Source organism: Phyllobacterium bourgognense (assembly GCF_003337575.1).
In the GTDB taxonomy this organism is placed as follows: domain Bacteria; phylum Pseudomonadota; class Alphaproteobacteria; order Rhizobiales; family Rhizobiaceae; genus Phyllobacterium; species Phyllobacterium bourgognense.
Genome location: NZ_QPJM01000001.1, coordinates 582,241 through 596,512, shown reverse-complemented (window position 1 = coordinate 596,512; position 14,272 = coordinate 582,241). Strand labels below are relative to the sequence as shown.

The 14,272-nt window shown below is 57.1% G+C and carries 11 protein-coding genes; 6 read left to right on the top strand and 5 right to left on the bottom strand.

Features of this window, described 5'->3' with window-relative positions:
* Nucleotides 1–104: 104 nt before the first annotated feature.
* Complete coding sequence (locus C7476_RS02840) at nt 105–1,019, bottom strand: NAD-dependent epimerase/dehydratase family protein (protein WP_114428356.1); 915 nt, start codon at nt 1,017–1,019, stop codon at nt 105–107.
* A gap of 1,017 nt (nt 1,020–2,036) precedes the next feature.
* Complete coding sequence (locus C7476_RS28045; RefSeq protein WP_181872328.1) at nt 2,037–2,213, bottom strand: hypothetical protein; 177 nt, start codon at nt 2,211–2,213, stop codon at nt 2,037–2,039.
* Between the two features lie 338 nt (nt 2,214–2,551).
* Between C7476_RS28045 and C7476_RS28040 the strand changes: the two genes are divergently transcribed.
* Nucleotides 2,552–2,692, top strand: coding sequence for a hypothetical protein (locus C7476_RS28040; protein ID WP_181872327.1), 141 nt, complete (start codon nt 2,552–2,554; stop codon nt 2,690–2,692).
* 146 nt (nt 2,693–2,838) lie between these two features.
* On the opposite strand, the gene C7476_RS02835 is transcribed toward C7476_RS28040, so the two are convergent.
* Complete coding sequence (locus tag C7476_RS02835) at nt 2,839–3,405, bottom strand: dihydrofolate reductase family protein (RefSeq protein ID WP_114428355.1); 567 nt, start codon at nt 3,403–3,405, stop codon at nt 2,839–2,841.
* A gap of 192 nt (nt 3,406–3,597) precedes the next feature.
* Here C7476_RS02835 and C7476_RS02830 point away from each other — a divergent pair, with 192 nt between their 5' ends.
* The 5 genes from C7476_RS02830 to C7476_RS02810 all read left to right on the top strand — a co-directional run bounded on the left by C7476_RS02830 (nt 3,598) and on the right by C7476_RS02810 (nt 6,672).
* Nucleotides 3,598–3,807, top strand: a complete 210-nt coding sequence (locus C7476_RS02830; protein WP_112526331.1) for a hypothetical protein — start codon at nt 3,598–3,600, stop codon at nt 3,805–3,807.
* 51 nt (nt 3,808–3,858) lie between these two features.
* Nucleotides 3,859–4,122 (top strand): hypothetical protein, encoded by a 264-nt coding sequence (locus C7476_RS02825; protein ID WP_245426042.1) that lies wholly within the window; start codon nt 3,859–3,861, stop codon nt 4,120–4,122.
* Between the two features lie 347 nt (nt 4,123–4,469).
* Entirely contained in the window at nt 4,470–4,679 is a 210-nt protein-coding gene (locus tag C7476_RS02820; protein WP_091881096.1) for a cold-shock protein, read from the top strand.
* Nucleotides 4,680–4,918: 239 nt separating this feature from the next.
* Nucleotides 4,919–6,175: a D-amino acid dehydrogenase gene (locus C7476_RS02815; RefSeq protein WP_114428554.1), complete on the top strand. Its 1,257-nt coding sequence runs from the start codon at nt 4,919–4,921 to the stop codon at nt 6,173–6,175.
* A gap of 161 nt (nt 6,176–6,336) precedes the next feature.
* Nucleotides 6,337–6,672 carry an RcnB family protein gene (locus C7476_RS02810; RefSeq protein WP_114428353.1) on the top strand — a complete coding sequence of 112 codons (336 nt, stop codon included), beginning with the start codon at nt 6,337–6,339 and terminating at the stop codon, nt 6,670–6,672.
* A gap of 48 nt (nt 6,673–6,720) precedes the next feature.
* Here C7476_RS02810 and pbpC read toward each other — a convergent pair whose 3' ends face one another.
* A complete protein-coding gene (pbpC, locus tag C7476_RS02805) occupies nt 6,721–8,805 on the bottom strand; it encodes a penicillin-binding protein 1C (protein ID WP_114428352.1) in 2,085 nt (694 codons plus the stop codon).
* Complete coding sequence (locus C7476_RS02800; protein ID WP_425373932.1) at nt 8,805–14,258, bottom strand: alpha-2-macroglobulin family protein; 5,454 nt, start codon at nt 14,256–14,258, stop codon at nt 8,805–8,807. The genes pbpC and C7476_RS02800 overlap by 1 nt, the downstream gene beginning before the upstream one ends.
* Nucleotides 14,259–14,272 lie beyond the last annotated feature (14 nt).

The following is a 14,272-nucleotide window of genomic DNA, read 5'->3' as shown; positions in this document are numbered from 1 at the left end:
ATGTAACATCATTTGCCGAATATCCAAGAGACCATTTGATATCCCTATCGGCAACGGGCTTGGCGCGCTCATGCTGCTAGAGCCTTGTGCACGAGGCTCCAGGGTCAGGATAGTTCCGCAATGTGCCTCGCAGGATTGTCGACAGCGTTCCAGCCAGTCGATTGGAGCTTGGCCGAACTTGCAATCAAGTCACCGTTCAGCGTTTTCCAGCGATCGCCCTGGCTTGTCATTTGTGCGACAATATTTAGTATCCACGGCGGGCATGAAAACAACCCAGGATTGCGGCCGCGTCGGCGTCGTATGGCGGCCAGTATCTGCGGTACCGTTACCGGATTTCTGTCGGATACAATGAATGTGCCACGATCGGTTTTCGGCTCGTTCAAACTATGGATGATAGCCCGGCAGAGAGAAGCGCGATCGAGCAAGGATCGTCGACCGGCCAAGGACTTAAGTGGCAATGGGACAGGCAATGCCGCGAGTTTCATGAGCATCGCCATATTACCCTTCACACCCGCTCCGTAAACGAGCACAGGACGCAGGATCGTATAGTTTCCACGGATCATCGTTAAGGCGATTTCGGCCTCGGCTGCAAGCTTGGCCCGACCGTAATCGTCGGTTGGTTGCGGCAGATCACTTTCCACCGCAACCCCCTCGTGAACGCTGGCACATTGTGCGCGTATGGACGAGACAAAAACAAACTTGCCCGAGATGGTTTTATGTGCGGCCCGGGCAAGCTTTGCCGCCAGCACGCAGTTAACTGCATGATAGGTATCGGTGGCGTTGACCAGTTGCGTGTGAGCGATAGCCGCCAGATGCACGACATGATCGACATTTCCGAGGATGCGCTCGAATGCTTCGACAGGCTCGTCCGGTGCGGGCAGCTGCGCACTTTCGGTATTGGAGCCATAGGCGTTTCGCGTAGCACCGATCACGCGATAGCCGGACGCTTCGAGTTGCTTGACCAATTCCACGCCGATGAAACCTGAGGCTCCCGTCACGAGGACAACGCCCGTTACCATATGATTGAATCCCTCTAACAGTTGTCACTCATAGCAACAGAGACGTTTCGACATCAATGCGGCTCAGCGACTAAATCGAAAGGACTAATCGGCAGCAATAGGGCTCGGTGGCATACCTATGATAAGCGTTGGAACAGCGACCGCAATCACTATCGTGATGGAGTAGCGGCTGTGCGTCTGCCCGATTTCCAACCTCTGGAGACAAAAGACTTCCTCATTCTGGCAGCGATCATGGTGGCCATTCTTTGGGGATGTTGGGCGGCTGGAACGATGTTGGTGAGGTCAAGCAATCCACGGGGACAAAATGCTCACCGGTCGAGCACAATCCCGGATAGCGTGAACGCCTGATCTTGGCCCGTCCATGTCCGGATCGTTGGAGGCAGAACCAGTTTCGTCACATGTTTCGATCTTTTGATCCTCGGCGTTTACACATGTTCCCGTTGAAAGTTCTCGTATAAGTTGTATTAAGGCCGCTAGTACAATTTTGAGATGTCCACCATGTCTGAGAACGATCATCGGCCGGTGAAGTTGACTGGCGTCTTACTGCTCGCTGCTATTGCGTTGGTATTTCTTGTCGTCGTGTGGTTGATAGGAACCGCATTCGCGCAAACAGGAATTGTCTACGTGGGGAACCCAACGGAACGAATGACCTATACCAGCGTTGTATTACGCTGACCCTATTTCCGTCAGCGGAGGCTTGGCGCCGACTTAGCCTATTATGCCCTCCCCGGGGCGGTGCCAAGCCTCACCTGACGTGACCAATAGCGTGGCTCGATACCCACGTCGAAGAAAACCGCCATTCGACAAGCCTGGCTGTACTGCTTTCGCCTGAAAAAGACCTTCTGGCCGAGGATCGCCAGGGACAACAGATGCGTGGGTGGACCCATCACCAATTCAGGGGCATGGCTTCGCTCAACGGAATTGTCATGCACGACCGAAGCGTGCTGCAGGGCTTTGATAAGGCGGCATGAAAAGTGCCGGTGCTGATTAGAACCGCATCGGCTTGACAGAGCGCAATCAGATCAGCCGATTGTGCTCGACGAGCTCCCGCAGGCGGCGCAGCTTTCCATCGCTGTCGGGGTTCACACGACGGGGCTTCTTAGCGGCCGGTTTTGCGTTATGCACGACGGTGTCAGGCGATGCGGTAACAGGGGCTTTCAGCCTTTTCAGGAAGGTAATCGTGCGATTCAACATGGTGAACATCCTCCAAACGCCCATAAAGCCGCAGTGGACCAGGAATCCAGCGGAAAAACTTCGACTTTTGAGGCAACTGGTGGAATTTTAGCACCATTCAAACGGGGGCGCCAGAACTATCAGGAGCCGCAATTAAGCCGCAAATGACGACCTACAATCGCGAATCGTCTTTTGGCCAAAGCTTGGCTCTTCGCGGCGTCAGAGGTTCTCGACCCGCCAATCTCATTCCAAATGACCGATTCTGTACGCACTCGATTTTGGTTGTTGTTATGCAAGCGGCCCGTAATCGAAAAAGCCTCGTCCAGCAGTCCAGTTTGTAACTTTGTAGGAGAGCCGCCATGGCCAAAGGACAACAGAAAAGCAATCGCGAAGTGCGAAAACCCAAGAAAGAGAAGGTTGCGCCGAAGGCCGACGTTCCTTTCAGTTCAATGATCAAAAAAGCCGAAAGCACAGCGCCCAAGGCCAAGTCAAAGGGCTGATCTAGCCAAGCAAGCCCCGGCTATAATCGGGGCTTCATTTTTAGAGCCCTTCTTGAAAATCTACTGCGGCGGCCATCTGGCGCGATTTTCTGTGCTTCCGGTGCTCACGCCTTACGTCTCGCCGCAGCGACTTACCAAACGGACTCTTACAGGATCTGATAGCGCAAGTGGGTGACCAGCGGCGACTGGATAGTTCTTGTGTTTTTCAGCTCGATCGTTTCATCAATCTCGTCGAACAGGCGTGTCCCCTGCCCGAGCAAAACCGGCGCGATTTGGAGAACGATTTCATCGACCAGCTTCGCTCGCAACAGTTGCTGGGCGACATTTGCACCCATAACAATGATATCCTTTTCACTAGCAGCCGCTTTCGCCTGTTGCACAGCGCTTTCGACACCATCGTTGACGAAAGTGAATGCCGCGCTTTTCATCTTCAGCGGCCCACGTTTTTCATGGGTGAGCACGAAGCTCGGGGCGGGAAACGGCGTATCCTCCCAATGCGGCAGCCCGAGATCGAAAGTCCGCTTGCCGAGTATCACCGCACCGACGTTGGCAGGCATCTCCCGTGCCATGTCGCGGTCGATTTCAGAGCTTCCGTCAAACAACCAATCATGCAACCGTTCGCCGCCCTCGCCCATGGCATCTTCGGGGCTGATATTCGGCCCGGCGATGAAGCCATCGAGTGACATCGTAAACGAGACAATTACTTTCCCCATGCAACTCCCTCCCGAAAAGAGAACAAACGCTAACTTAGCCTGTCGTCCTTCGCAACCGAATGCAGATCGAGAATGATCAAGGCAGCACTGAGATTGGCGTTCCCACGCGTTCGCTTGAATTAGAACAAAACAGGAACAAATTCCTTTTCATATATGCGCGGTTGTGGCAATCTTTCTGAAAAGGAGATTCTGATGAACGCCATATCCCAACAACCGGAAGACGAAATAGACGAAGCGCTGGCCTATCATCAGGGTGACGTTAGGGCGACAATCGCTGCCCTTCTGGCGGAGCGGGAATTCCTTTTGCGGGAAATCGAGTATGCTTCTCTCGCCATGTCCTATGGCTTCGCCCGGGGCTGGAAGCCCGGAACAGGTTCGACGCGGCAAACGACAGCACGATAGACTTGGAAGGTTTCGCGTGCGATGGTTGTATATCCAATAATGCGAGATGCAATGAAACATAGTCCAAAACAGATGCCTGAAGTTGGCGTCCACCCGAAACGGGTCCTGAGCCCGTCGGAACAGAAGAGTCTGGCAACCACCGCTGCTGCTTCTGCAATCATCAATGATGAAACACATAAGTGGGAAAGCAAGACGGCACGTCTCAAGGCTTTGCGGCTTGCAAAGGAAGCTGAAGAGCAAGCAGAAATCGCTGCCCGACCACCGGCTGCTCCAAAAGCAAAGAAGACGAGCCGGCCAGCTGTCAAAGCCAAGTAATAGTTACTATCCGAGCTCTGGGCGTCACTCGATTGCGCGTGCAATGACGAATCGGTTGCCGTCTTATATTCGCGTACCAATGCCGGCTGGCCAAAATATTTCGAAATAGAAAAGCCCCGAAAAGACTGGGGAATAGACTTTAGTCGAGCTATTCGAGATTATTTCTCAGGCATTGGCATTGACGAAACAAGCGCTTAGCCCTATGTATCGCCTATCGGTATTTGGTAGTTTGTAATTAGTTTTATTGCGCCATAGGCGCTCTGAAAGATCCTTCTTCAAAAATCGAGCTAAAAACTGCATGGCGCGTCGTGCCCTGTATTAAAATATTTCCATTGAAAGGGTTCATCATGAGCACTGGAACAGTAAAGTGGTTCAATTCCACAAAAGGCTTCGGCTTCATTCAACCAGATGATGGTTCAGCAGATGTATTCGTACACATCTCTGCCGTTGAGCGCGCTGGTATGCGCAGCCTCAATGACGGTCAGAAGATCAGCTTCGAATTGGTCCGTGACAACAAGTCGGGCAAAATGACTGCTGATCAGCTTCAGGCTGGCTGATAAATAATTCATCTTCGCGGTCTTTGACCACGGATGTACTGGCACTGATAGCAGAGATGAATTTGAGAAGGTCGGGTTTTCCCGGCCTTTTATTTTGTCGGAATTTTACGTTTGACGCCAGAAACCAAGACATTTCGGCGCATTGAAAAGAAATGTCTGGAAAGAATTACTTCGCCAACACACAGTGCGACTCATGCCCTTTCTTCCGGGTATCGCATTGTCTGAAGGAGTCGCCGATCATGAAAGTTCTCGTCCTTGGCAGTGGCGTCGTCGGCGTCACATCGGCCTGGTATCTGGCGCAGGCGGGCCACGAGGTCACCGTCATCGACCGCCAGCCCGGACCGGCGCGGGAGACGAGCTTCGCCAATGCCGGAGAAATATCGCCGGGCTATTCCTCGCCATGGGCCGGCCCCGGTGTCCCGGTCAAGGCAATCAAATGGATGCTGATGCATTTTGGCCCGCTCGTCGTTCGGCCGAAGTTCGATCCCTATATGGCGCTGTGGCTAGCCAAGATGCTGCGCAACTGCACCTCCATGCGATATGCCCGCAACAAGGCCCGGATGGTTCCGATCGCGGAATACAGCCGCGATTCCCTCAAGGCGCTGCGCGCCGAGGTCGGCATTTCATATGATGAACGGATGCAGGGAACTTTGCAGCTCTTCCGCACGCAAAAGCAGTATGACGGAAGCGCTGGAGATATCGAGGTCCTGAAGCACTTCGGTGTGCCTTACGAGCTACTCGATCCGAACGGCTGTATCAAAGCTGAGCCAGCATTGGCCCATGTCAAAGGTAAATTCACAGGAGGTTTGCGGCTTCCAAACGACGAAACCGGCGACTGCCAGATGTTCACCGAAAAGCTCGCAGCTCTTTGTGCCGAGGCCGGCGTCAAGTTCCGGTTCAACACGACGATCACGTCGATCAACACCAGCACCAGCCGCATTGCCAGCGTATCGACCGAAACAGAAGAACTGACCGCGGACGCCTATGTGGTTGCTTTCGGCAGCTATTCACCCTTCCTGCTGCGGCGCATCGGGGTTTACATCCCTGTCTATCCGGTAAAGGGCTACTCGATTACCGTGCCTATCACCAACGAGGATGCCGCTCCGGTTTCGACTGTGATGGACGAGACCTACAAGGTCGCGATCACCCGCCTCGGCGATCGCATCCGCGCCGGCGGCACCGCCGAAATCTCAGGATATGATCTCACCCTGCGCGAGAAGCGTCAGGCGACCCTCATGCACTCGGTCGGCGACTTGTTCCCCAAGGGTGGTGATCTGGCCGAAGCAAGCTTCTGGACGGGCTTGCGACCGATGACGCCGGATGGTCCGCCCATCATAGGAGGCGGTACGAGGTACTCCAATCTCTATCTCAACACCGGCCACGGCACGCTTGGCTGGACAATGTCCTGCGGCTCTGGCCGCGTGCTCGCCGATATAATTTCCGGTAAATCGCCGGATGTGGACGCATCTCCGCTGAATATCAGCCGCTACGGCTGACATTCATTCGCCGGCTTCAAAAATCGTCGGTAAACCATTTAAAACATTACAAATTGTTTAGATTACTATTCAGTTTTCGTTCATCTCGTCGGGCTTAAAACCGGGGTGTCCCAAGACAACCCGTGGTTTAAATCAAGCCGCGCTACTGACGAGGAAACGAAATGAAAAAGATCGCTCTGGCAGCACTTGCCATCTCCCTGGTCGCGACCCCTGCCGCGTTCGCCCAACAACAGAATTACAAGGGTGGCCACTACGGTCAGCAGCAGGACCGCGTGGTAAAGAAGCGGGTTGTTACGAAAACCGTGGTGGTGAAGAAGACCCGCTGGTCGCGTGGCCACGCACTCCCCTCGAACTACCGCCGCAATGTCGTGCGCGATTATCATCGCTACCATTTGAAGACGCCACCGCGCGGTTACCAGTGGGTCAAGGCCGACAATGATTATGCCTTGATCAGCATCACTTCGGGTATCATTTCGGCACTCGTACAGGCACGCTGATCGGAAACTATTTTGAAAAGGCGGCGCCATGGCGCCGCCTTTTCATATTCAATCGACAAACACCCGAACGCTGGCCGCGCGGCCGACTGAATCGATAACTGTCAGCGTCGAATATCCACCACCGTCCGGCACCCATTGGTTGACGCGGCGGCGTGAAGTTTCCGGTAAGGGTTTGCCATTGGCGAGCCAACGGAAGGGGGCCCGGCCGCCTTGCAGTTTCAGCGCCAGCGGCATGATTTCGCCGCCTGTTGTTGCTCCAAGTTCTATGCGCGCGCCTTCAGGCGGATAGACGATCTGCGGTGCCGGTTCGCGCGTCGTCGAAGCAAGCAAGCCACTCGAATTCATCGAAAAGCGCCGCTGGCTGATAGGCAACTGGGCCTGGGCTATGCGGGTAGTGCCAGCTGGAGCGGGCTGCAGAGGCGTAATGGCGATGCCGGATTTTGCGAAACCTTCGAACAAGATCGACGCGGCCGAGCCAAAGCCCGTCAAACCCGGCACTGCGCCATTGTCAGGCCGGCCAACCCAAACGCCAAGAACATAATTGCCATCGAAACCGACCGACCACGCATCGCGGTAGCCGTAGCTTGTGCCGGTCTTATAGGCGATGCCGCGCTGCCCGGAACCGAGGGGCGGCATGACACCGGAGAGTATATCGGCAACGTTCCACGCCGCCACCGGTTCGAGCAGCGGCTCGCCCTCGATCGAGCCGGGTTTGTCCTGAATTCCATCGCCGAGTTGCATTGGCCTGCCGCGATTGGCGAGACCAGCATAAAGCTGTACAAGGTCCTTCAGAGTAATGCCCACACCGCCAAGACCAATGGCGAGGCCCGGTGTTTCATTCGGCGGTAACACCGGTCGGACTTCCGAGCGGCGGAACCGCATCATCAGCCGCGCCGGACCGACTGCGTCGAGCAAACGGACAGCCGGTACGTTCAGCGACAGCTGCAACGCCTGCCGGATGCTGACATCGCCCTGATAGCTCATATCGAAATTGCGCGGCCGGTAGCCGAAGAAGTCGGCGGGCCGATCCTCGATGATGGTCTCCTGGCTGACGAGGCCATCCTCGAAGGCCAATCCATAGATAAAGGGCTTGAGCGTCGAGCCCGGCGAGCGATTGATCCGGGTCATGTCAATCCAACCCGAGCGGCTCGCATCGAAGTAATCCGCCGATCCGACCTCGCCGACGATCTCCCCGGTGCGCACGTCCGCCATGATTATGGCGACCGATACCTTGGGACCGAGCTTGCCTGCCGCATCCCTTGCGACTGCTTCGAGTCCCTGCTGGACCCGCCGGTGCAGCGTTGTCAGATGCCGTCTGACAGACGGCTCCTTGCGCTGGGCGGCCTCCGCCAGATGTGCTGCATAGGTTGGCAATTGCAAACGCCGCGATGGAATTGGTGCAAGACCGGCCCGCTCGGCTTCGCCCTCACCCACAACTTTCTCGACTGCCATTCGGTGTAGAACGCGCCCACGCGCCGCTTCGGCCAGAGCGAGGTTGCGGTCAGGCCTGCGCCTTTCCGGCAATTGCGGCAAAGCGACGAGCAGGGCCGACTGCGCGACAGTCAAGCGGCGCGGCTCCTTGCCAAAATAGGCGAGACTTGCGGCGCGCACCCCTTCGAGATTGCCGCCATAGGGCGCGAGTGACAGATAGAGGTCGAGGATTTCGGCCTTGCTCAAACGCCGCTCAATTTGCAGTGCGCGGGCCAGCTGCTGAAGTTTCGCCGTGAATGATCTGCCCTCGCGCGGCTCGATCAGCCGGGCAACCTGCATGGACAGGGTCGAGGCGCCGGAAACGATACGGCCATTGCTGACGAACTGCACCGCTGCGCGTGCAAGCGCCACGGGGTCGATGCCCCGGTGCTGCCAGAAGCGCTGATCCTCATAGGCGATGAGCATGCGAACGAATTGCGGATCGACATCCTTTGCTGTCGTACCGAGCCGCCAGCGGCCTTCGGAAGTCGCAAAGGCGCGCAGCAACTGCCCATCCGCATCAAGGACTTCAGTCGAAACCTCCGCCGCCTTTTCGAGGGGCGGTGGAAAAGCGCGGTCGGCCAGGTCGAGGCCAAACGCAAGCACCGTAGCCAGCACCAGATTGGCCGAAATGCCGATGCAGAGTTTGCGTGTGGACCACATTATTGTGCTGCGACGACCTCCATGCGACCGGTTGCCGTACGCGCGGAAAACTGCGGACGGTACATGTCTTCAACGCTGGCAGCCGGATGGTCATAGGTGCCGGGTGTTACCGCGCGGACTACATAGGCCAGCGTGATTTCGCCATTGTCCCCCGTCGCCCGGTCAAAGGCGGCGACGAAACGATCGCTGCGGAACTCCGTGTGCGCTGCCTCCACTTCGCCGATCCAGTCGAAATTCGACAGGCTGGCGCTGTTAACGAGACCGGGATTATCGATCTCGAAACCAGCAGGCAAAAGATCGGTGATCAGCACGCGCGACGGCCAGTTGTTGTTCTCTGTCACTTTCAAAACAACCACATAGCGCTCGTTCTGCTTGGCCTGGCTGACATTGGCCTCCTTGCCATCGAGCGTGTAATAGGAGCGCTGGATGTTGAAACCATCGCCGCCGGCAGGCAGCGGCTGCGACGGGGATGCCACCGTCGTCACCACTGCCGACACAGGTTCGGCAGTCGCATTGGTGATGGTCACCGGTTGGGCAAGCAGTTCATCGCCGGTCAATCGCGCCGCATAGCCTCCGCTATGGGCAGCGCCATTGATGTCGAGCTGCAGATCCCTGTCGCCATCCTGAACAGCACGCGCCGCAAGCAGCATCCATGTTTGCTCCTGCGTGCTCGTATAGGTCTTATGTTCCCATTCGTTGGCAACGATCTTCGACAATTGCGGGATGATGGGCGGGACCGGCCGGCTCTCGGCAGCAAGCGCCAGAACAGCAGCGTCATCACGAAGCGACGAGCCGTAGTCCGAACGAACCAGGCTGACATTGGTCACGGTCGTCGCCTGTTGCAGGGCATTGGTGAAGATGCTTTGCGAACGCTGGGCATCGCCATAGAGCGACAAGGCGGCGGCAAGATGCGCGCGTGACAATGGCGTCGGGAACTCGCCGAGTTTCGTGTCTGCGTAATAACGCAGATCACTGATGGCTGCCTTGCGGTTACGCGCCAGAACGTAGAGCGCATAGGCAATTTCATTGCCCTGATCCTTGACATTCACGTCGTAGCTCAGCGAGTTCTGCAAGTTTTCAAGTGCCTGTACGAGAGCCTGTTCCGGCACATTGTATTTCTGTTCGCGAGCACGGGTGAGGAAGTCCGTGACATAGGCATCAAGCCAGAGATCGCCGGAGCCCGGAGACCAAAGACCGAAGCTGCCGGAAGAGGATTGGTACGACAGGACACGATAGATCGCTTCCTGCACGCGCTTCTGCACCTCCCCGTCGTCAGCAATTCCAGACTGCCTGGCAAGATCGCTCATATAGAGCAGTGGCAGGGCGCGGCTGGTCGTCTGTTCGGCGCAACCATAGGGGTAGCGATCGAGCGTCATCAGCAAGGCCGGAATATCGAAGGCGGCCGAGCGGGTGACATTGAGACTGACCGAAGCCCCCTGCAAGACGCTGCCAGCCAGCAACTCGCTATCCACCTTGAGGCTGCTGTTGGGCCCAAGCTTGATCGGCCTGCGCACGGTCATCGGCAAGGTCGCCGGCCGGACGGGGACATTCAAGGTTTGCTCGAGCGAGAGACCTGCGGCATTGGACAATTTTACCGACACGACTCCGTCGCCCGGCTGATTGCCCGTCAGTGGCAAGGTAAGGTTTGCCTTACCACCCGCAGCCAGATTGACGGTTTGTGACGCGGCCGGTTGATCGACCTTCACTGCAGGATTGCTCGTGACCTGCACCTGATAGTCGCCTGCCGGCGCGTCGGTATTGGCGATATCGAGCCGCAATGCGGCCTTGTCGCCAGGGGCAAGGAATTTCGGCAAGCTCGCCGTAACGACCACGGGATCACGAATGACCACGTCGGAGGTGGCATGGCCGACACCCGATTTCGACCACGCGACGGCCATCACGCGGGCCGTTCCGTTAAACTGGGGAATATCGAAGCTGACATTCGCCTTGCCCTGTGCGTCGAGCTTGACGGGCCCGGAGAAGAAGGCGATCAGCTTTTCGGTGGGTGGGCTGCCTTGCATCGGCATCTGCGCACCATCGCCGCCAGTGCGCAGCTTGCCCGTTGCGCCCTGTGAACCATCGATCAGGCGGCCGTAAAGGTCGCGAATCTCGAGACCGAGCTGGCGTTGGCCGAAATACCAGCCATCGGGATTCGGTGCTTCATAACGGGTAAGATTGAGAATACCGACGTCCACTGCAGCCACGGTGACGAAAGCGCCCTCGTTCGCACCGGCACCAGTGACCTCAAGGGCGATGTTCATCGGCTTGCGCGGTTCGGTTTTCGGCGGCGTATCCAGCTTTACGGCGAGCTTGCGATCGCCCGGATTGACGTTGAGCCATTTGACGCCGATGGCACGCATCGGCATATGGGTTTCCTGCGCGTCACCCGGACGGAACAACGTGGCCGTGACGTAAGCTCCCGCACCCCAATCGGCGGTGACAGGAATATCGACTTCGCCACCCTCGGCCGGAATGCTGGCGCGCTTTGTCACCAGCAAACTCTCGGCCCCGACAGTCACCAGCAGTTCGCCGGCGAAACGCGGCGAAACCTTCAATTTCGCCGTCTCACCGGGGGCATAGTTTTCCTTATCGAGAGCGATCTGAAGACCGTCAGGCGTTTCGGTAGAAGTGCTCGCTACATAGTAGCCGGCATCGAATTCGACGCTGGATGCCGGTCCATCCGCAGCGGCGGTTTCCACCTCCAGACGGAACTGACCCCAGGTAACAGGGACGGAAATATCTGCGCCATCCGCCGTTGTATCGATCACCCCATTCGCAACCTGCTTGGTCGAAAGGATTGGCTCGTATTTCCATGAACTGCCATCGCGGTACCACTGATAGTTGCGCTCAACGTTGATGAGTTTCCACTGGAGCCCCTGCATGGCCTGTTTCTGTCCATTCTCATTGACAGCAATGACGTGAAATTTGCCAACGGAGTTTTCGGCGAGAGCACCTGAGAACTCTGGCTTGATGCCGATCATCGAGCCTTGCTGCTTGACCGGCAGCGTCAATGTACGCTCTACAGCGCGGCCGCCTGCTTCCTGCATGCGCACGACCACATTTGCGTTGAGGAGCTGCGTGGTGGACGGAGCATCTGCCACTGAAACATCAAACGTCGCCTTGCCGTTCTCGTCCAGCGGCTGCAAGTCCTCGAGCGGCATGCTCGTATTTTCGCTCGCCTCTTCATCGGCGAGCCCAAAGAGATAACCCTTGAAATCCGCGCTTTCATGTGTTGGCTTCAGCGCGACTTCGCCTTCAAGTTCCAGGCCTGCAGCAGGAGCGCCATAGAGAAAGCGGCCGTCCACATTCACCGGTGTTGGCTTGCCGACTTCGATAAATTTAGCGTCACTGGTCAGATCGAACTCGACCCGGTCTGGCACGAAATCCTCAACCAGGAATTGCTTTTCTGCAATTGGCGACCCCTTCGGATCGGTGAATATCTGCATCGTCCAGGTGCCGCGCATGGAGTTCGCTTGCAGCTCCAGATCGAGCGTATGCCCGCCGAGATTTGCACCGTCACTGACCATACGGCGATCCTCGACGCCGTCCGGCCGCTTGAACACAAATGTCAGCGGCAGTTTTTCGACGGCATTGGCGGCGTTATCCCGGGCGAGCGCGGACGCATGCACCGTTTCGCCGGCGCGATAGATACCGCGTTCGGTCCATGCCAGAATATCGATAGCGCCTGGCGCGGGACGGCCGGTGACACCACGATCCGAAAGATCGAAGCCCGCCCGGGTCATGTCGAGGAAAACATAATCCGCATCGCCATTCTTGGCGGTGATGACTGCAGGAGCAGTCGCTGCCGTGCCACGCATCAGCCCGGCGGTAAATGTAGCGCGACCTTCGGTATCGGTGACCGCAGTACCAAGTATCTCGTTGTTCTTGGCAAGAAGCTGAAGCTCGACACCGATGAGCGGCTGGGCCGACGCAAGCGAGCGAGCAAAAACATTGAGGCCATCATTACCCGCATAGGTGGTGAGGCCGATATCGGAGACGACGAACCATTGGGTCGCCTGGGCATCCCACTCGTCGCTTTTTGCGTCGGGTGAAACGGCGGTCAGGACATAGACACCGGGCTTGCGTTGCGGCAGGGCCTCATCGACAGGGAAACTGGTGACGACATCCTTGTTGAGATCGGACTGAAGATCGATCGTGCCTTGCCACACAAGCTCACCCGATTCATCCTGCAGACGCTGAGCGCTATAACCATCCATCTGCGTCAGGAATTGGGAACTGGTCAGAAGCGGGGCAAGCCCTCGATCACCGATGCGATAGAGCTTAAGATTGGCGCTGGTCGTATTGACCGAAACGATTGGAATGCCGCGACGCGCAGTGCTCGGCAGTACGAAGCTGTCGCCGGTAAAGCGCACCATGGCGGAGCGGTCCTTGATGTAGATCTCAAGATCGACAGGCGCTTCGAGAGATTCGCCCACCGCGGATGGCAGCCCGGGACGCAGGGCGAGCTTGTAACGCTGGCCATGTTCAAGGCCTTCAACACAGATCTCACTGCCCTTGGCCTCCAGCGCTTTCGGGGCAGTTCCGTTCAATGTCACGAACGGCGTATAGTCCGTGCCCATTTTCACCAGAGGGTCAGAGAACTGGACACAAGCACGGGGATTAACGCTATCCGCGTCGATCGTATGATTGGTGACGCGGAAGCCCTGCCGCGATCTCAAGTCGAGATAGGCAGCCTCCACCGGCTTGGCGTTGACGAGTGCAAGACTGGCTTTATACGCGTCAAGCGAGGCGCGATAGTTCTCGGAGTTTTGCAGCGCATCGCCGAGCACTGCCAGCGCATCTGCGCGGCTTTGTGTCGTTCGCGTCAACTGGTAGCCGTTGAGTGCGGCTAGCGCCGCCTGTCCGGCAATATAGGTATTTTTCTCGGCGCGGTTCGCCGCGCGCGCCGTCTCGATCCAGAGCGGGCCGTTGTCAGGTGTAACCGCCAATGCACCTCTAAACGCTTTGAGGGCGTTCTCGATGTTGCCCTTGGCAACTTCGGCGCGTCCTGCCGCCACGAGACCCTCGGCACCCTGCGTCTTCTGATCGTCGGTGAGGCTCAGGCTCGCTTTGACCTGCCGTGCATCCTGCAGCAACTGGTCCGACACAAATTGCAACTTTGGCGGAGCGCCGATATCGGGCTCATCGGCGGTCTCGACAACCTTGCCGGCGACGGAACCCGGCGCCGTTTTCAGCTGATTGAAATCGGATTTGAGAAAGCACCACTTCACCTTGGGGTTGTAGGTGAATGCCTTGCAGGACTGGTCGGCGAGACAGACCAGCTCGCACTGATCCTGTGTGACATCCTGTTCCGTACGCAGGTCAAAACCGAAATAATCGCCGTCCTTCGTCGTAACGACATCGCGGTTCATTTCCGCCGCGCCGACCGGCGCGGAAAGAGTGAAAAGAGTGAGAAGGAAGGCCGAAAAGCCGATGACCGAACGCAGAGACATAAAGTCCTCCCACT

Excerpts from the sequence above, each read along its gene's own strand:
- C7476_RS02820 (WP_091881096.1), top strand. The coding sequence starts at position 4,470 with ATGAGCACTGGAACAGTAAAGTGGTTCAATTCCACAAAAGGCTTCGGC.
- C7476_RS28040 (WP_181872327.1), top strand. The coding sequence starts at position 2,552 with ATGGCCAAAGGACAACAGAAAAGCAATCGCGAAGTGCGAAAACCCAAG.
- C7476_RS02830 (WP_112526331.1), top strand. The coding sequence starts at position 3,598 with ATGAACGCCATATCCCAACAACCGGAAGACGAAATAGACGAAGCGCTG.
- C7476_RS02815 (WP_114428554.1), top strand. The coding sequence starts at position 4,919 with ATGAAAGTTCTCGTCCTTGGCAGTGGCGTCGTCGGCGTCACATCGGCC.
- C7476_RS02825 (WP_245426042.1), top strand. The coding sequence starts at position 3,859 with ATGAAACATAGTCCAAAACAGATGCCTGAAGTTGGCGTCCACCCGAAA.
- C7476_RS02835 (WP_114428355.1), bottom strand. The coding sequence starts at position 3,405 with ATGGGGAAAGTAATTGTCTCGTTTACGATGTCACTCGATGGCTTCATC.
- C7476_RS02800 (WP_425373932.1), bottom strand. The coding sequence starts at position 14,258 with ATGTCTCTGCGTTCGGTCATCGGCTTTTCGGCCTTCCTTCTCACTCTT.
- pbpC (WP_114428352.1), bottom strand. The coding sequence starts at position 8,805 with ATGTGGTCCACACGCAAACTCTGCATCGGCATTTCGGCCAATCTGGTG.
- C7476_RS02840 (WP_114428356.1), bottom strand. The coding sequence starts at position 1,019 with ATGGTAACGGGCGTTGTCCTCGTGACGGGAGCCTCAGGTTTCATCGGC.
- C7476_RS02810 (WP_114428353.1), top strand. The coding sequence starts at position 6,337 with ATGAAAAAGATCGCTCTGGCAGCACTTGCCATCTCCCTGGTCGCGACC.
- C7476_RS28045 (WP_181872328.1), bottom strand. The coding sequence starts at position 2,213 with ATGTTGAATCGCACGATTACCTTCCTGAAAAGGCTGAAAGCCCCTGTT.